The sequence below is a fragment of the Azospirillum sp. OGB3 genome (assembly GCF_014192915.1).
Classification (GTDB): domain Bacteria; phylum Pseudomonadota; class Alphaproteobacteria; order Azospirillales; family Azospirillaceae; genus Azospirillum.
In genome coordinates this window covers 793,613-809,593 of the sequence record NZ_JACHYN010000001.1, presented here as the reverse complement: position 1 = coordinate 809,593, position 15,981 = coordinate 793,613, and the positions used below count along the sequence as shown (strand labels likewise).

Sequence of the window (15,981 nt, the reverse complement as noted above, 5' to 3'; positions counted from 1 at the left end):
TGCGCCACTAAGGCCGAAGCCTTCGTTCGACTTGCATGTGTTAGGCATGCCGCCAGCGTTCGTTCTGAGCCAGGATCAAACTCTCAGGTTCAAGCTGGGCACGAAGCCCACTTGAAAGGGTCGCCAAAACGACCTCACCCAAGCCTTCGAAACTGTTCGTCTCTTACTGCTTGACCGAGATGCTCAAGCGACCCGCGATGCCAGTCCCACCCGGAACCGGTCCGCGGCCAACGGTCAAAACCGCCGCCTGCGCATCCCTTCTCACAACACGGTATCAACGATATCCAAGATCCCGCGATCCTCATCGAGGACCGCTGCCCGTCTTGCGCTGCGTCACCGGAGTTCGGTGCGGCGCGTCGGGGCGCCTTATCTAGAAGATCCGAAGCGGTCTGTCAAGCCTTTGTTTTCACGCCGGTCGACTTTACTTCGTCTCGTCTTCGGCATCTCTGCCGTTCCCTTGCCGCCGTCGCGCTTCTCAGCGGCCCCGGCGTCGTGGGACGCCGGGTTATAGGCGGGTTGGATTAGCCCGGCAAGTGCTTTTTTCATCGCTCCGCATTTTTCTCGCTGCACCGCATCACAAGCCCAAAAGGACGGTCATCGCCCCCTCGATCAGCCGGCGGACGTTGGCGAACAGGGTCGCCATCTGAAGGGTGACGAGAAAGGCCAACGCATAGACGATCCCCGGCTGCGCCTCCTGCCAATGAAGGAGGCGGCGGGTCAACCGCTCCGGCACCGGGGCGGCCAGCACCGCCGCCATGATGAGAACGCCGACCACCCCGCCGGCCAGGATGTCCGTCGGGAAGTGAAGCCCCAGATAGACGCGCGGCAAACAAATCACCATCAGCGTCCACAGGAAGGCGAAGGCGCCGACCAGCCGGTTCGACCACCACAGGGCCGCGGCCAGCGCGAAGAACAGCACGGCGTGGTCGCTGGGAAAGGAACTCCAGCCGTCGACCGCCCAGGCGTTCACATCATAAGGAACGACGAAGCCCAGCTCCGGATCATGGACCGGACGCAAGCGCATCGGCAAAAAGTTCTGCATCCCGCGCCCGATGGCGATGGCCAGCAGCGCTCCGGCGATGGTGCGCACGGCGTGAAGGTCCGGCCCGATCAGCCGCCCGCTGCGCCGGGTCCAGCACCACCACAGCAGGGCCATCAGCACGCCGCCCTTCAGCAGGTCGCTTTGGGCGATGACATAGATGGCCTTGTCCGCCGCCATGCTGGCGCGGCTGTAGCCGTTCAGCCAGCCGATGATGACGAGATCGAATGCCGTGGTCACGCCGTTCCCTCCGTTCCGCCAAGCCGGCCGGTCTTTGGCCGGCCGGTCTCTGGAGGGAAGGAACGGAAGCGCAAGCCCTGCGGGTGCAGGGTATCGGTCTTATCCCGGAAGCGTCAGCGCCGCTCGAACACGTTGTCGCCGCCGGCCCCACCGAACAGAACGACGTCGTAGGGGTCCTTCACCCCGGTTTCCATGCCCGGCGAGCCCTGCGGCATGCCGGGAACGGCGAGGCCGACCGCCGCCGGGCGTTCACGCAGCAGCCGCTGCACGCTGTCGGCCGGCACATGGCCTTCCAGGGCATAGCCGCCGACCAGGGCGGTGTGGCAGGACTGCAGCCGGACGGGCACGCCGAGGCGCGCCTTCACCGGCTCCACATCGTCGACCTCCTGCACGGTCACCGGGAAGCCGGCAGCCCGCATGTGATCCACCCAGCCGCCGCAGCAGCCGCAGGTCGGCGATTTCCACACCATCACCTCCGGCTTGCCCGCCGAGGTGGAGGCGGCGGCAGGGCCCGTGCCAGCCAAGCTGCGCACCGCGATGGCCATAGCGCCCACCGTCAGGCTCGCCCCCATGGCCGTGAGAAACATCCGACGATCCAACATTCGCGACACCCGCCTCACAGACTTGCGGAAAGATGGCTTGCGGCCATCCCGTTTCAACGCAGTCTGCCGCCCGCCGCCGCCGCCCGCTTTGATCGTGGTCAAACGACGCGCCGCGGACCGGCAGTTGCGAAAGGACGAAATTCATTCCATAAGGATAACGAACCCGTTGCGCAGGGGAAGTTGCATCGGTTACCGCTGAATGGCAGCAATCCGCGTGGCAAACCCTGGCCGGGGCACCGCCGGGGAACCGGTTGTTGGCCGGCGACAGGCTGAACGGACGGGCAGGACGGGCGGAACGCACAGCATGGAAACCGACCTTCTGTTCGCAGACGACGACCAGCCGCCACCGCCCGAGGACGGGGCGGAGCCATGGACCGTGCTGATCGCGGACGACGATCCGGAGGTTCATGCGGTCACCCGGCTGGCTCTGGGGGGCCTGCGCTACAAGGGGCGGCGCCTGTCGCTCCTCAGCGCCCTGTCGGCGGGCGAGGCCTCGGCCATCCTGCGCTGCACGCCCAACGTCGCCATCATCCTGCTGGACGTGGTGATGGAGACGGACGACGCCGGGCTGCGGCTGGTCCGCACCATCCGCGAGGAGCTGAGCAACCACGCCATCCGCATCATCCTGCGCACCGGCCAGCCCGGACAGGCGCCGGAGGAGGACGTGGTCCTCGCCTATGACATCAATGATTACAAGTCCAAGGCGGAGCTGACGGCGAAGAAGCTGTTCACGTCGGTTGTCGCGGCCCTGCGCGCCTACGCCGACATCGTGGCGCTGGAGACCAACCGCCGCGGGCTTCAGCAGATCATCCAGTCCACCGACCGGCTGTTCGAACTGCGCTGCATGCAGCAGTTCGCGGCCGGGGTGCTGACGCAGCTGTCCGCCTTCCTGCGGGTGACACCCGACGCCATCCTGTGCGCCCAGCGCGGCGCCGCCGGCCGCCCGCTGCCGGACGGCGCCTTCTACGTGCTGGCCGGGGCCGGCTGCTACGCCGAAGCGGCCGGGCGGACGGCGTCACCGGCCGAGGCGGTGAAGCCGGGGGCGATGATCCCGCCGGCCCTCGCCGGCCGCATCACCGACGCCTTCCGCAGCCGCCGCAGCCATTACGGCGCCAACGAGACGACCCTGTTCATCCGCGTACCCGACGGGCACGAGGTGGCGGCCTGGATCCACACCGACCGGCCACTGGACGACGTGGACCGCGCGCTGGTCGAGGTGTTCGCCTCCAAGATCGCCATCAGCTTCGCCAACGTCAGCCTGTATGAGCGGCTGCGCGAGGCCAACGAGACGCTGGAGGCCCGCGTCGCCGAGCGCACCCGCGCGCTGGAGGCGGCGAACGCCAAGCTGGAGCGGCTGGCCACCGTCGATCCGCTGACCGCCGTGTGGAACCGCCGGCATTTCCTGGATCTTGCCGCGGCGGAGCTGGGGCGTGCGCACCGGCACGGGCGGCGGCTCAGCGTCTTCCTGCTCGACCTCGACAACTTCAAGGCGGTCAACGACGGCCACGGCCACGCCGCCGGGGACGAGGCTCTGCGCACGGCGGTGGTCCGCGCCCGCGAGGCCTTGCGCACCTCCGACCAGATCGCCCGCTTTGGCGGGGAGGAGTTCGTTGCCCTGTTGCCGGAGACCGACCTTGCCGGGGCGTGCATCGTGGCCGAGCGGGTGCGCGCCGCCATCGCCGGAAGCCCGGTGATGACCGACGGCTGGTCCATCCCCATCACCGCCAGCCTGGGCGTGGCCGAATGGAGCCCCGCCGAGCCCACCATCGAACTGACCCTGCGCCGCGCCGACGCCGCGCTCTACGAGGCCAAGCTGGCCGGACGGGACCGCGTGTGCGTCGCGGACAAGCCGGACGCGACGGCCCGTCGCTGACCCACCGCGACGCGGGCGAGTGCGCCCCGCAAAGAACAGAATGGTTTGCCCGCCGCCCGCACATGGCAGGAAAGACGGACGGTTGCAAAAATTTCTCCGGCTTGAACAAAATTTGCGAACTTCACCCGCCCCGCACTTTGGCGTTGAAGACGCGCGCAGCGTGAATTACCGCTCCCTCCTTGTCGATACCGCGGGACGGCGACAGCGACGAAGGAACTCCGGGTCGCTCCCGCCTCGGTTCCTTTCGGGAGTGAAGGACCACGGCCATGTGGAACGATTACGCCCAGGCGCTCTTCCTGCCGCTCGCCTTGGCCGGGCTGGGCTTCGGCATCGGCAAGGCGGCGGCCCTGCTGGGCGAGCGTGCGATCGAACGGCGGCTCGGCACCGGAAGCCTGCGCGACACCATCGCCCGACGCGCCAAACTGGAGGCTGGGTTCGAAGCCCGCAGGACGCAGCGCATCGACGACCTGCGCAAGGCCGAAAAGGACATCGGCGAAGCCCTGCGCCGCCGCCAGACGCTGGAGCGGCGCCTGCGCGACCTTCAGCACCGCGGCGACGACCTGTTGCGGCTGATCGGCGAGGAGGTCGCCGGCACCCCCTGCTACATCGCGCAGGTCGCGAACAAATACATCGGCAGCGGCGCCAACCAGCAGGCGCAGCACGCCTTCATCGACTCCGGCTGGGCGCGACCCCAGACGGTCGAGGTGTGGGCACGCACCATGCCGGTGGCCCGCGCCGAGATCGAGCGGCGCTACCCGCCCGCCTTCGGCTATGTGGTGTTGCGGATTCAGGAGGCGCCGCAGGGCGAGCCGGCCACGGCCGGCGGAGCGATTGCCGGCCATGGCGATTCCGGCCCGGACGGCGCTCTTCGCCTGGCGAAGGCGAGTTGAGGGCGCCATGGGCCATCCATCCATGCCCTATCTCTTCTCCGCCCTGGTGGGCGTGGCGACGGTGGCGGTCTCGCTCCTGTCGGCGCGGCGGCGGCTCCGGACGGCGGAGGATCGCATCGCCAGCGCCGCGGCCCGCCGGCAGGCCCAGGTGGAGCGCCTCAAGCGCCTCGCCCGCGCCACGCTGGACCAGGCACGCGATCTGCGCGCGGCGCGGCGGCGCAAGGACTCCATCGACTTGGCTTGCGAAGAGCTGGAACAGCGGCTGGCGGCGGCGGGCGCGGTGGACCGGCGTGTCTATGTCCTGGACGACCGGCGCACGCCGGCGGACGCCGGATGGGTGGTGACGGTGGCCCACGCCGACTATGGCGCGCGGGTCACCGGCGGCCTGGAGAAGACGGTCCTGGAAAAGACGGCCCGCGAGCGCTGGAAGAGGGGGCGCCGCTTTCTGGTCTGGGGGCTGGACGAGGCAAAGGCCCGGGAGAAGACCAACGCCCGCTATCCCGAACACAAGGGCTTCTCCATTCTTTCGGTGAAGCCTTACCTCGATTGACGGTCCGGACGGATAGGCCTCCCCGTTTGGGGGAGCCCCGGTGGCGGTCATCTGCCGGACGGACGGTTGCTGTCACCTCTTTTCGCTACCATGTCCTTCACAGTTGCGTCATTCTGATCGGGTCAAGCGGAGGAGCCATGATGGATCTCGATCTGGTCGTGCTCGTTGGGGCGATGGCTGCGGCCCTCGCCGGCCTCGCTGCCGCCCGCCCGGCCATGAAGCCGGTGCGCGTGCGCAGCCGGGATCGCCGTCGGCGCTGACCCCCGGCGCCGCTCAACGCGGCGCTTCGGTCAGGCGGCGGCCTTGCCCCGGAGGCGCTCCGGGGCTGTCGTCAGCGGTCCAGGTTGCGGATCGCGCGGTTGAGTTCGTACTCTTTGGAAGCGACGTGCGCTTCCAGGTTCCCCACGCGCTTTTCAAAATCGCGGAAGCGTTGCGTCAAGCCGGCCAGGGTGCGGTCGGGCTTGATCGACACGCCGCGCCAGAAGGCTTCCTCGTCCGGGTTGCGGTAGACCGCCGGCGGCTTGACCGGCAGGACCAGCACCGCGATCACGTAGGCAAGGATCACCGGCGGCATGAAGAAGAACAGGCCGAGGACCAGGGCCAGCCTCACCAGCCCGGGCCTGAAGCCGAAGTAATCGGCGATGCCGGCGCACACGCCCCCCACCACGCCACGCTGCGGATCGCGGAAGAGCCGGTGCGGGTTGGGCGAGTCGTAGGGCGAAGAACGGTCCATCGTCGGGCTCCCGTCAGGTCGGATTGAGGGGGGAATGCGGCAGGCTCACAGCTTGTCGCGCCAGTTGGGCGACTCCGCGTCGAGCACCCGTTCCAGCGCGTGGATCCGGCCCTCCAGGCGGTTCGAAATGTCCCACAGCTCGGCCAGAAGCTGCTCGTCCTGGGCCGAAAGCCCGCGCTGCCCGCGCCATTTGGTGATGTAGTGGAAGATGATCCAAAGCGGTGCCACCACGGTCATGAAGAGCACCGCGAGGACGAAGCTGAAACCGCTCATCGGGGGACGGCCTTTCTTGTTGTTCGGGAAACCCCTCCCCCGCCGGGCGGCGGGAGAGGGGGTTCAACAGCCGCAGCCGGTGTCGGGGCCGCGGTGTCGGCGCCGGCGTGGGATCAGCTTCCCCGGCGCGCGGCGACGCGGGCCTTCAGCGCGGCCAGCTCGTCCTGGACCTTCTTGTCGGCCTCCAGTTCCGCGATCTCCTCGGTCAGCGTCTTGGTGCGCCCGACGTCGTAGGCCTCCACGCGGCCTTCCAGCTCGTCGAGGTTGCGCTCCACCTGTTCGAAGCGGGAGAAGGCGTCGTTGATCCGCTCGTCATGCAGGGTGGAGCGGACGCGGACGCGGTTGGCCGCCGTCTTGGTGCGGGCGACCAGCGCCTTCTCGCGGTTCTTGGCGTCGGTCAGCTTGGCCTGAAGACGGCCGATGTCCTCGTTGGACTTGGACAGCGCCTCCTCGACCTGGGCGAGCTGGGCGGTCAGGACGTCGGCCTCCTCGGCGGCGCGCGACTTGGCCATCAGCGCCTGCTTGGCGAGGTCCTCGCGGTCGTGGGTCAGGGCGGTCTCGGCCTTGCGGTCCCAGGAATCGCGCTCGCGGTGCAGGTCGGCGATGCGGCGCTCGATCTCCTTGCGCTCGGCGATGATCTTCACCGTGGAGGAGCGCACCTCGACCAGCGTGTCCTCCATCTCCTGGATGATCAGCCGGATCAGCTTCTCCGGGTCTTCCGCGCGGTCGAGCAGGGAGTTGAGGTTGGACTGCACGATGTCGGTCAGGCGCGAAAAGATGCTCATGGGGATGTGTCCCTCGTTTGGCGCTTATGGTTGGGCTTGGTCTTCGTCAGGCCTGGGGTTTATCAGCCGAGGATCGTGGCGATCAGCAGGCCGGCGGCGAAGAACGCCCAGCTCTCGGTCGGGCGGCTGGTCAGGTAGGTCCGGATGCGCGCCGCCAGCGGACGGGCCTCGCGGGTGTAGCGGCGGTGGTAGTCGCTGTAGTGGCTCATGCGGGTCTCCTTGTTTGGCTCCCTTCCTCGCAATGGCCGTGCCAAAGCCGGAAATTCCCGCAAAGCCTTGGATTTCCTGGAGCGCACGGTTGGACACCAGGGTTGGATCATCGCCTTTTTCACGATAGAATGAAGAAATCCGCAAACCCTTCGCCGTTTTGACCATGCAGCCCACCCCGCCTTCCTTGCTCGGGGAGTCCCCGGCCTTCCACGCGGTCCTCGCCCACGTCTCCCGCGTGGCGCCGCTGGAGCGCCCGCTGCTGGTCATCGGGGAGCGCGGGACCGGCAAGGAGCTGATAGCCGCCCGCCTGCATTACCTGTCCCGGCGCTGGGACCGTCCCTTCGTGAAGGTGAATTGCGCCGCGCTGACCGAGAGCCTTCTCGATTCCGAGCTGTTCGGGCACGAGGCCGGCGCCTTCACCGGGGCGATCCGGCGGCAGATCGGGCGGGTGGAGCAGGCCGACGGCGGCACGCTGTTCCTGGACGAGATCGCCACGGCCAGCGCCGCCGTTCAGGAAAAGCTGCTGCGCGCCGTGGAGTATGGCGAGATCGAGCGGGTCGGCGGGCGGACCCAGACCGTCGACGTGCGGGTGATCGGAGCGACCAACGCCGACCTGCCGGCGCTGGCCGAGACCGGGCGGTTCCGCGCCGACCTGCTGGACCGGCTGGCCTTCGACGTGGTGACGCTGCCCCCGCTGCGCGCCCGGCGCGAGGACATCCCCGTGCTCGCCGAGCATTTCGCGCTGGGCATGGTGCGGGAGCTGGAGCGGTCGCTGTTCCCCGGCTTCGCCCCGCGGGCGCTGGAGCAGCTTCTTGACCATGGCTGGCCGGGCAACGTGCGCGAGCTGCGCAACGCGGTGGAGCGGTCCGTCGCCGCGTCCGACCCGGAAGGGTTGGTGGAGGAAATCCTGCTCGACCCCTTCGCCTCCGCTTGGCGACCGACCGCGCCGGCGGCACCCGCCCCGTCACCGGATACTGCGGAGGAGGCGCCCATTCCCACCGGGGACTTCCAGGAGCAGGTGCGGCGCTTCGAGTCCGGGTTGCTGGAAACGGCGCTGGAGCGCCACCGCTTCAACCAGCGCCAGACCGCCGAGGCGCTGGGGCTCGGCTACCACCAGCTTCGCGGGCTGCTGAAGAAGCACGGGCTGATCGGCAAGCCCGAGTAGGGAGCGGCTATTTCTTCTCCAGCAGCAGCGTGCCCTTGCTCTGCAGCCGGTCCTTCACCTTGTTGGCCAGCAGGCCGAGCGCCCAGGGAAGCTGCACCTCCACGGTGACGCTGTCGTCCTGCACGTCGATGAAGCCGGTGACGGTCTGGGCCATCGCCACCACGCGGAAATCCACGCGGTCGTCGGTCCAGTGGTCGTCCATGCTGCTGGCGACCGCGGCGAGGTGGGAGCGGGCCTGCTCCACCCCCTCCGCCACGCGCCGCTTCGCCTCGTCCCGGCCGAGCTTGTGGGGAATGGAAACGGTCAGGGGCTTCGACATGAACAGGCTCTCCGCTGCGTCAACGCTTATTCATGGCAAACAACAGTCCGCGGCGGCTTTTCTTCCACCCCCGTCATCCATCTGCAACGGTGCTAAGACAAATCTTATCTCTTTCGAGGGCGCTCTTTCGTCGCAACGGGGCGGCGGCGTATAGCTTTCCATCACAGATTTCATCGGGCATGGACTTCTTGGGGGCCGCGACCGCGCCGTGAGCAACGATCGACCGGGCGAACTCTTTGCGGGGCCGCGCCCCATCCAGACGCGCGGCGAGGAGCCGGCGCTGCGCCCCCGCCTGCCCAAGCGCGCGCCCAAGCCGGAAAAGCCCGAGAAACCCAAGGCTGAGAAACCCAAGGCCGAGAAGCCGCGCAAACCCGCCCCGCCGCCGCGCAAGCCTGCTCCCAAAGCGGCCAGAGGCGGCAACGGGCAGCGGCGGACGATCCTCGGCACGCTGGTCTATGCCGGTATGGTCGCGGGGGTGTGGTGCGGCATCGCGCTGGGCGCGGTGCTGGCCTGGTTCGCCCTAGACCTGCCGGACATCTCCAAGGTCGCGCAGTTCGAACGGCGCGCCTCGGTCACCGTGCTGGCGGCCGACGGGTCGGAGTTCGCGCGCTTCGGCGACCTGCACGGCACGACGCTGGGCGTGCGCGATCTGCCGCCGCATCTGATCCATGCCGTGCTGGCCATCGAGGACCGGCGCTTCTATTCGCATTTCGGCGTCGACCCCATCGGTCTGGCCCGCGCGCTCTACGTCAACTGGCGGTCCGGGCGCTCGGCGCAGGGCGGCTCCACCATCACCCAGCAGCTCGCCAAGAACCTGTTCCTGACGCCCGAGAAGTCGCTGAAGCGCAAGATCCAGGAGGCCATGCTGGCGCTGTGGCTGGAGCACCGCTTCACCAAGGACCAGATCCTCACCGCCTATCTGAACCGCGTCTATCTGGGGGCGGGCACCTTCGGCGTGGACGCGGCGGCGCGCACCTATTTCGGCAAGCCGGCGACCCAGCTCGACCTGCGGGAATCGGCGATCATCGCCGGCCTGCTGAAAGCGCCCTCGCGCTACGCCCCGTCCTCCAACCCGGACGAGGCGGCGGAGCGGTCGCGCGTCGTGATGGGTGCCATGGTGGAGGCCGGCTTCATCACCGCGCAGGAGCTGGAAGCGGCGCGCAACGCCCCGCCCTCGGCCAAGCGCAAGGCGGGCGGCGACGGGCGCTATTTCGCCGATTGGGTGACGGAGCTGGTCTCGGCCTTCGTGGGCTCCGGCCACGGCGACGTGGTGGTGCGCACGACGCTCGACCTCAAGCTGCAGCGCGCGGCGGAGCAGCGTCTGGAGGAGATCCTGTCCGGCCCCGGCGGCGGCGCCAATGCCCGCCAGGGCGCTCTGGTCGCCATGACCACCGACGGCGCGGTGCGCGCCCTGGTCGGCGGGCGGGATTACGACAACAGCGAGTTCAACCGCGCCACCCAGGCGATGCGCCAGCCCGGTTCGGCCTTCAAGCCCTTTGTCTATCTGGCCGCCTTGGAGGCCGGCTGGTCGCCCGACAGCCCGGTCGAGGACGCCCCGGTCCGCATCGGCGGGTGGAGCCCCGGCAACTACGACGGCAAGTTCCGCGGCACCGTCACCATGGCCAACGCGCTGGCCCATTCCTCCAACACCGCGACCGTGCGGATCATCGAGCGCATCGGGGTGGAGCGGGTGCGCCGGGTGGCGGCGGGTCTGGGCATCAACTCGCCCCTGGGCAAGGACCTGTCGCTGGCGCTCGGCACCAGCGAGGTCAACCTGCTGGAGCTGACCCGCGGCTACGCCGGCATCGCCAACCGCGGCGCGCCGGTCTGGCCCTACGCCATCACCGAGATCCGCGACCGCGACGGCAACGTCCTGTACCGGCGGCAGGCCGGCGGCTCCGTCCCGGTGGTCGACCCGGTGCACGCGGTGCAGCTCACCCGCATGATGACCGGCGTCATCGAGTACGGCACCGGCAAGGCGGCGAAGCTCGACCGCCCGGCGGCGGCCAAGTCGGGCACCACCCAGGACTACCGCGACGCCTGGTTCGTCGGCTTCACTGCCGACCTCGTCGCCGGGGTATGGCTGGGCAACGACAACAACGCCGAGATGAAGCGGGTCACCGGCGGCTCGCTGCCGGCCAAGCTGTGGCAGGGCTTCATGCTGGACGCCCACGCCGGACGCCCGCCCCGCCCCCTGCCGGGGATGGAGGGCGCCCCCGCCTACGTCGCCTCCGGCATCGCGGAGCCCGCCCGCGCCACCCCGGCGGCGGCCCCGGCGCCCGCGCGCGGGCCAAGTTCCAATTCTTCGGGCGGTGTGGCCTCCGGCATCGGCTCGCTGATCGAAAGCCTGACCGGCAAGGGCAGCGCACCCCAGGTGCAGTACGACTACGGCAATCCGGTGCGTTGAGGGGGCGTACACGGGTCTCCACCCCGGGCCTCCCCCGATTTCGCAGGGGAGAAGGATCGGTCTCCTCCCCCGCGGGAGCCGGGGAGGGTTAGGGTGGGAGCATAGGTTTCCTCACTCGGCGTGCGAGGCGCTCATGCCCCAAACCGGTGCGACGACCGCCATCCTGGCGGCGGCCCTTTTCGGCGTCAGCACGCCGCTGGCGAAACTGCTCGTCCACGACCTGTCGCCCTGGCTGCTGGCGGGCCTGCTCTATCTCGGCTCCGGAACCGGGCTGGGGCTGCTCCGGCTGGCCCGCAAGCTGTCGGCGTCACAACAGCGCGGCGAGCGCGGCCTCCGCGGCGCCGAATGGCTCTGGCTGCTGGCCGCCGTCGCTGCCGGGGGTGTCGCCGGGCCGGTGCTGCTGATGGCCGGCCTGACGGCGACGCCGGCCTCGACCGCCTCGCTGCTGCTCAACCTGGAAGGGGTGTTCACCGCCCTGCTGGCCTGGTTCGTCTTCCGCGAGGGCGTCGACCGGCGGCTCGTCGCCGGGATGGTCGCCATCGTGGCGGGAGCGGTCGTTCTGTCCTGGAGCGGACCGGTGAGCCTCGCCGGCGGTTGGGGACCGGCCGCGGTCGCCGCCGCCTGCCTGATGTGGGCGGTGGACAACAACCTGACCCGCAAGGTGTCCCTGGCCGATCCCATGGACATCGCCACCATCAAGGGGCTGGTGGCCGGCACCGTCAATGTCGGGATCGCCCTGGCGCTCGGCGACGGCCCGCCCGCCGTGCCGACCGCGGCGGCGGCGATGCTGGTTGGGCTGCTCGGCTATGGGGTCAGCCTCGTGCTGTTCGTGGTCGCCCTGCGCCACATCGGCGCCGCCCGCACCGGGGCCTATTTCTCGACGGCCCCCTTCGTCGGGGGCATCGCCTCCCTGGCGATCTTCGGGGAGCCGGTGACGCTCGGGCTGGCGGCGGCGGCGGTCCTGATGGGGGTCGGCGTCTGGCTGCACCTGACCGAGGATCACGACCATGAACACGATCATGACGAGATCGAGCATGATCACCCGCACGTCCATGACGAGCACCACCGGCACCATCACGACGGTCCGGTGACCGAACCGCACAGCCACCGGCACCACCACGGGCGCCTGCGGCACCGGCACGCGCACTTTCCCGACGCCCACCACGCGCACCGACACTGAGCGCGGCGTCGCCCCGTCACCCGGCCCGGGCGGACTTTTTCACCCGCCCTGCACCAACGTAGCATGGAAAGGCCGCGTCAACCCGTCGTACCGTCAGTGCGACAGGCCGCCGCACCATCCTGAAAACACCACGGTGTGCGGCCATGTTTCCTGACCAAGATCAAGGCGAAACCCCTCGCGCTGGGGCATCACTGAGCTTATATCGTCCGCAGCACGACCAGAGGCCCATAGGTCCTATGCATCGATTTGCAAATCCTGCCCGCTTCCAGCGCCTGTCGGCGGCGATCCTGCCCTGGACGGCGGGGGCGACCGTGATCCTGCTGATCGTCGGGCTCTACATCGCGCTGATCGGCTCGCCGCGCGACTATCAGCAGGGCGACACCGTGCGGATCATGTACATCCATGTGCCCGCCGCCTGGATGAGCCTGTTCGTCTACGTCAACATGGCCATCGCCGCCGCCTGCGGGCTGGTGTGGAAGCATCCGCTGGCCGACCTGTTCGCCAAGGCCGCCGCCCCGGTCGGCGCCGGCTTCACCCTCATCTGCCTCGTCACCGGCTCGCTGTGGGGCGCGCCGATGTGGGGGACGTGGTGGGTGTGGGACGCGCGGCTGACCAGCGTGCTGATCCTGTTCTTCCTCTATCTCGGCTACATGGCGCTGGTGAACGCCTTCGACGACCCGCAGCGCGGGACGCGGGCGGGCAACGTGCTGCTCCTCGTCGGCATCGTGAACGTGCCGATCATCAAATTCTCGGTGGACTGGTGGAACACCCTTCACCAGCCGGCCAGCGTCATCCGCATGGGCGGACCGACCATCGACGGGTCCATGCTGGTCCCGCTGCTGGTCATGGCGCTGGGCTTCACCGCCTACTTCATCACGGTGGTCCTGCTGCGCCTGCGGGCGGAGATCGTGCAACGCAAGATCCAGACGATGCGCCTGACCGAGGCGCAGGGCTGAGGCACGGGAACAGGCGGGGCCGGAGGCAAGGATGGCAGAGTTTTTCGCGATGGGCGGCTACGCCGCGTATGTCTGGTCGTCCTACGCGCTGGCGGCGCTGGTGATGGTCGGCCTGCTGGTCGCCACGCTGAAGGCGCTGCGCGGCGCCGAGACGACCCTGAAGGCGCTGGAAGGCAGCCGCCCGCCGCGGCGGCGCCGGGCGCGCAACGGAGCCGCGGCGTCGCCCGCGGCGGAGGTTGGTGAAGGATGACCCGCAAGAAACGGCGCCTCTACATGCTGGGCCTCGCCCTGCTGGGCCTTGGCGCGGCCACCGCCCTGACGCTGACGGCGTTCGAGGACAACATCGTCTTCTTCTTCAGCCCCACGCAGTTGCAGACCCAGGACATCGGCGACCGCAACTTCCGCCTGGGCGGCCTCGTCGAGGAGGGCAGCGTCAGCAAGATGCCCGACGGGGTGACGACGCAGTTCCGCGTCACCGACACGGTGCACACCGTCGCGGTCAGCTACCGCGGCCAGCTTCCCGACCTGTTCCGCGAGGGGCAGGGCGTCATCACGGAAGGCCGCATGATCAACGGCGTCTTCCAGGCGCGCGAGGTGCTGGCCAAGCACGACGAGAACTACATGCCGCCGGAGGTCGCCGCCGCCCTGAAGGAGGCGGAGCACTTCAAGGCGAACTCGAAGGAGCAGAAGCCCAGCTCGTGACGCTGGCCGCTTCCCCACTCCTCCTCATTCCGTTCTTCAAGGGAGCATCGGGCCCGTGATTCCCGAACTCGGCCATTACGCGCTGGTGCTGGCGCTGTTCGTGGCGCTGGTGCAGTCCGGCGTCCCCCTGGTGGGTGCCGCCACCGGCAACGCCGCCTGGATGGGCGTCGCCCGCCCCGCCGCCATCGCCCAGATGCTGCTGGTCCTGGTCGCCTACGGCGCCCTGACCTGGGCGCATGTGGTGTCGGACTTCAGCGTGTCGAACGTGGTCGCCAACAGCCACTCGATGAAGCCGATGCTCTACAAGGTGTCGGGCGTGTGGGGGAACCACGAAGGCTCGATGATGCTGTGGATCGTCATGCTGACGGTGTTCGGCGCGGCGGTCGGCATCTTCGGGCGCAACCTGCCGCCCTCGCTGAAGGCCCGCGTCATCGCCGTCCAGGGCATGATCGGCGTCGGCTTCCTGCTGTTCATCCTGATCACCTCGAACCCCTTCCTGCGCGTGGTTCCGGCGCCGCTCGACGGCAACGACCTGAACCCGCTGCTCCAGGACCCCGGCCTCGCCTTCCACCCGCCCTTCCTCTACGCGGGCTATGTCGGCTTCTCCGTCGCCTTCTCCTTCGCGGTCGCCGCCCTGATCGAAGGGCGCGTCGACCCGGCCTGGGCGCGCTGGGTGCGGCCCTGGACGCTGGCCGCCTGGTCGACCCTGACCGCCGGCATCGCGCTCGGCTCCTGGTGGGCCTATTACGAGCTGGGCTGGGGCGGCTGGTGGTACTGGGACCCGGTCGAGAACGCCTCCTTCATGCCCTGGCTGGCCGGGACCGCGCTGCTGCACTCCGCCATCGTGGTGGAGAAGCGCGACGCGCTGAAGACCTGGACCATCCTGCTGGCGATCATCACCTTCTCGCTGTCGCTGATGGGCACCTTCCTGGTGCGGTCGGGCATCCTGACCTCGGTCCACGCCTTCGCGGTGGACCCGGCGCGCGGCGTCTTCATCCTGGTCCTGCTGGCCATCGCCACCGGCGGCTCGCTGCTGCTCTACTCCTTGCGGGCGCCCAGCCTGAAGACCGGCGGCCTGTTCGCGCCGGTCAGCCGCGAGGGCTCGCTGGTGCTGAACAACCTGCTGCTGTCCACCGCGACGGCGACGGTCTTCATCGGCACGCTCTACCCGCTGTTCCTCGACGTGCTCGACCTCGGCAAGGTGTCGGTCGGCCCGCCCTTCTTCAACGCCACCTTCATCCCCGTCGCCATCCCGATGGTGATCGCCATGGTGGTCGGCCCCTTCCTGGCCTGGAAGCGCGCCGACCTGCTGGGCGCCCTGACCCGGCTGTGGACGGCGGGCGTGGCGACCGTGGCCTGCGTCGCCATCGCCGCCTACGTCACCAACGGCGGCGGCCCGCTGCTAGCGCTGGTCGGCGTCGCGCTCGCCGCCTGGGCCTTCTTCGGCTCGATCGCCGAGTTCGCGGAGCGCATCCGCCTGTTCCGCATCCCGGCGAAGGACAGTTGGAACCGCGCGGTCAACCTGCCGCGCAGCGCCTGGGGCATGACCATCGCCCACGCCTCCATGGGCATCGCCATCGCCGGCATGACCGGCACCTCGGCCTGGCAGAGCGAGACGATCAAGGCGATGAAGCCGGGCGACAACGCCACGGTCGGCGCCTACGCCGTGCATTTCGACCGCGTCGGCACGGTGCAGGGCCCGAACTACAGCGCCGAGCAGGGCGTCTTCACCGTCACCCGCGACGGCCGGACCATCGCCACCCTGACGCCGCAGCGCCGCAGCTACCCGGTCACCCGCATGACGACGACCGAGGCGGCGATCCACACCACCTGGCTGTCCGACGTCTATGTGGCGCTGGGCGACCCGACGCAGAACGGCACGGCCTGGACCGTGCGGCTGTACCATCACCCGCTGGTGCCGTGGATCTGGATCGGCTCGCTGGGGATGATGCTGGGCGGGTTCGTCAGCCTGTCCGACCGCCGCTTCCGCATCGGCGCCCCGGAGCGCCGCCGCGCCGCCAAGGGCAATCTCCAGCCCGCCGAGTAAGGACACGCTT

The 15,981-nt window shown here is 69.3% G+C and carries 18 protein-coding genes and 1 rRNA gene; 11 read left to right on the top strand and 8 right to left on the bottom strand.

Going from position 1 to position 15,981, the window contains the following annotated elements; genetic code table 11:
* The 3 genes from FHW79_RS03835 to FHW79_RS03825 form a co-directional block, all read right to left on the bottom strand.
* Nucleotides 1-91: ribosomal RNA gene (locus FHW79_RS03835) — 16S ribosomal RNA — on the bottom strand; the annotation flags it as partial.
* 483 nt (nt 92-574) lie between these two features.
* Nucleotides 575-1,279: a phosphatase PAP2 family protein gene (locus FHW79_RS03830; protein ID WP_183177695.1), complete on the bottom strand. Its 705-nt coding sequence runs from the start codon at nt 1,277-1,279 to the stop codon at nt 575-577.
* Nucleotides 1,280-1,392: 113 nt separating this feature from the next.
* Nucleotides 1,393-1,866, bottom strand: coding sequence for a DUF411 domain-containing protein (locus FHW79_RS03825; protein ID WP_183177694.1), 474 nt, complete (start codon nt 1,864-1,866; stop codon nt 1,393-1,395).
* 319 nt (nt 1,867-2,185) lie between these two features.
* Between FHW79_RS03825 and FHW79_RS03820 the strand changes: the two genes are divergently transcribed.
* The 4 genes from FHW79_RS03820 (at nt 2,186) to FHW79_RS33190 (ending at nt 5,454) form a co-directional block, all read left to right on the top strand.
* Nucleotides 2,186-3,754, top strand: coding sequence for a DUF3369 domain-containing protein (locus FHW79_RS03820; RefSeq protein WP_183177693.1), 1,569 nt, complete (start codon nt 2,186-2,188; stop codon nt 3,752-3,754).
* A 266-nt stretch (nt 3,755-4,020) separates the two neighbouring features.
* Nucleotides 4,021-4,644: a hypothetical protein gene (locus FHW79_RS03815; protein ID WP_183177692.1), complete on the top strand. Its 624-nt coding sequence runs from the start codon at nt 4,021-4,023 to the stop codon at nt 4,642-4,644.
* Between the two features lie 7 nt (nt 4,645-4,651).
* Nucleotides 4,652-5,194, top strand: a complete 543-nt coding sequence (locus FHW79_RS03810; RefSeq protein WP_183177691.1) for a hypothetical protein — start codon at nt 4,652-4,654, stop codon at nt 5,192-5,194.
* Nucleotides 5,195-5,331: 137 nt separating this feature from the next.
* The gene (locus tag FHW79_RS33190) at nt 5,332-5,454 is read left to right on the top strand and encodes a hypothetical protein (protein ID WP_257722214.1); all 123 of its coding nucleotides are present in this window, start codon (nt 5,332-5,334) and stop codon (nt 5,452-5,454) included.
* A 71-nt stretch (nt 5,455-5,525) separates the two neighbouring features.
* Here FHW79_RS33190 and pspC read toward each other — a convergent pair whose 3' ends face one another.
* The 4 genes from pspC to FHW79_RS03790 all read right to left on the bottom strand — a co-directional run bounded on the left by pspC (nt 5,526) and on the right by FHW79_RS03790 (nt 7,194).
* Nucleotides 5,526-5,927 (bottom strand): envelope stress response membrane protein PspC, encoded by a 402-nt coding sequence (gene pspC / locus FHW79_RS03805; protein WP_183177690.1) that lies wholly within the window; start codon nt 5,925-5,927, stop codon nt 5,526-5,528.
* A 45-nt stretch (nt 5,928-5,972) separates the two neighbouring features.
* On the bottom strand, nt 5,973-6,200 hold the full coding sequence (gene pspB, locus FHW79_RS03800) for an envelope stress response membrane protein PspB (protein ID WP_109067670.1): 228 nt from the start codon (nt 6,198-6,200) through the stop codon (nt 5,973-5,975).
* 113 nt (nt 6,201-6,313) lie between these two features.
* Nucleotides 6,314-6,985 (bottom strand): phage shock protein PspA, encoded by a 672-nt coding sequence (pspA, locus tag FHW79_RS03795; protein WP_183177689.1) that lies wholly within the window; start codon nt 6,983-6,985, stop codon nt 6,314-6,316.
* A gap of 62 nt (nt 6,986-7,047) precedes the next feature.
* Nucleotides 7,048-7,194, bottom strand: a complete 147-nt coding sequence (locus FHW79_RS03790; protein WP_014239099.1) for a hypothetical protein — start codon at nt 7,192-7,194, stop codon at nt 7,048-7,050.
* Between the two features lie 164 nt (nt 7,195-7,358).
* Here FHW79_RS03790 and pspF point away from each other — a divergent pair, with 164 nt between their 5' ends.
* Entirely contained in the window at nt 7,359-8,360 is a 1,002-nt protein-coding gene (gene pspF, locus FHW79_RS03785; protein ID WP_183177688.1) for a phage shock protein operon transcriptional activator, read from the top strand.
* 7 nt (nt 8,361-8,367) lie between these two features.
* On the opposite strand, the gene FHW79_RS03780 is transcribed toward pspF, so the two are convergent.
* Nucleotides 8,368-8,679, bottom strand: a complete 312-nt coding sequence (locus FHW79_RS03780) for a polyhydroxyalkanoic acid system family protein (protein WP_183177687.1) — start codon at nt 8,677-8,679, stop codon at nt 8,368-8,370.
* A gap of 208 nt (nt 8,680-8,887) precedes the next feature.
* Between FHW79_RS03780 and FHW79_RS03775 the strand changes: the two genes are divergently transcribed.
* From FHW79_RS03775 to FHW79_RS03750, 6 genes are all read left to right on the top strand, one after another.
* Nucleotides 8,888-11,086 (top strand): penicillin-binding protein 1A, encoded by a 2,199-nt coding sequence (locus FHW79_RS03775; protein WP_183177686.1) that lies wholly within the window; start codon nt 8,888-8,890, stop codon nt 11,084-11,086.
* 133 nt (nt 11,087-11,219) lie between these two features.
* Complete coding sequence (locus FHW79_RS03770) at nt 11,220-12,266, top strand: DMT family transporter (protein WP_183177685.1); 1,047 nt, start codon at nt 11,220-11,222, stop codon at nt 12,264-12,266.
* A gap of 236 nt (nt 12,267-12,502) precedes the next feature.
* A complete protein-coding gene (locus FHW79_RS03765) occupies nt 12,503-13,222 on the top strand; it encodes a heme ABC transporter permease (RefSeq protein WP_137139735.1) in 720 nt (239 codons plus the stop codon).
* Between the two features lie 31 nt (nt 13,223-13,253).
* The gene (gene ccmD / locus FHW79_RS03760) at nt 13,254-13,472 is read left to right on the top strand and encodes a heme exporter protein CcmD (RefSeq protein ID WP_035669739.1); all 219 of its coding nucleotides are present in this window, start codon (nt 13,254-13,256) and stop codon (nt 13,470-13,472) included.
* Nucleotides 13,469-13,924: a cytochrome c maturation protein CcmE gene (ccmE, locus tag FHW79_RS03755; protein ID WP_038525715.1), complete on the top strand. Its 456-nt coding sequence runs from the start codon at nt 13,469-13,471 to the stop codon at nt 13,922-13,924. Before ccmD ends, ccmE begins: the two co-directional genes overlap by 4 nt.
* 55 nt (nt 13,925-13,979) lie before the next feature.
* Complete coding sequence (locus tag FHW79_RS03750; protein ID WP_183177684.1) at nt 13,980-15,971, top strand: heme lyase CcmF/NrfE family subunit; 1,992 nt, start codon at nt 13,980-13,982, stop codon at nt 15,969-15,971.
* Nucleotides 15,972-15,981: the final 10 nt, after the last annotated feature.

Excerpts from the sequence above, each read along its gene's own strand:
- FHW79_RS03765 (WP_137139735.1), top strand. The coding sequence starts at position 12,503 with ATGCATCGATTTGCAAATCCTGCCCGCTTCCAGCGCCTGTCGGCGGCG.
- FHW79_RS03770 (WP_183177685.1), top strand. The coding sequence starts at position 11,220 with ATGCCCCAAACCGGTGCGACGACCGCCATCCTGGCGGCGGCCCTTTTC.
- FHW79_RS33190 (WP_257722214.1), top strand. The coding sequence starts at position 5,332 with ATGATGGATCTCGATCTGGTCGTGCTCGTTGGGGCGATGGCTGCGGCC.
- ccmD (WP_035669739.1), top strand. The coding sequence starts at position 13,254 with ATGGCAGAGTTTTTCGCGATGGGCGGCTACGCCGCGTATGTCTGGTCG.
- FHW79_RS03780 (WP_183177687.1), bottom strand. The coding sequence starts at position 8,679 with ATGTCGAAGCCCCTGACCGTTTCCATTCCCCACAAGCTCGGCCGGGAC.
- FHW79_RS03790 (WP_014239099.1), bottom strand. The coding sequence starts at position 7,194 with ATGAGCCACTACAGCGACTACCACCGCCGCTACACCCGCGAGGCCCGT.
- FHW79_RS03810 (WP_183177691.1), top strand. The coding sequence starts at position 4,652 with ATGGGCCATCCATCCATGCCCTATCTCTTCTCCGCCCTGGTGGGCGTG.
- FHW79_RS03825 (WP_183177694.1), bottom strand. The coding sequence starts at position 1,866 with ATGTTTCTCACGGCCATGGGGGCGAGCCTGACGGTGGGCGCTATGGCC.
- ccmE (WP_038525715.1), top strand. The coding sequence starts at position 13,469 with ATGACCCGCAAGAAACGGCGCCTCTACATGCTGGGCCTCGCCCTGCTG.
- FHW79_RS03815 (WP_183177692.1), top strand. The coding sequence starts at position 4,021 with ATGTGGAACGATTACGCCCAGGCGCTCTTCCTGCCGCTCGCCTTGGCC.
- pspF (WP_183177688.1), top strand. The coding sequence starts at position 7,359 with ATGCAGCCCACCCCGCCTTCCTTGCTCGGGGAGTCCCCGGCCTTCCAC.
- FHW79_RS03820 (WP_183177693.1), top strand. The coding sequence starts at position 2,186 with ATGGAAACCGACCTTCTGTTCGCAGACGACGACCAGCCGCCACCGCCC.
- pspA (WP_183177689.1), bottom strand. The coding sequence starts at position 6,985 with ATGAGCATCTTTTCGCGCCTGACCGACATCGTGCAGTCCAACCTCAAC.
- pspB (WP_109067670.1), bottom strand. The coding sequence starts at position 6,200 with ATGAGCGGTTTCAGCTTCGTCCTCGCGGTGCTCTTCATGACCGTGGTG.
- pspC (WP_183177690.1), bottom strand. The coding sequence starts at position 5,927 with ATGGACCGTTCTTCGCCCTACGACTCGCCCAACCCGCACCGGCTCTTC.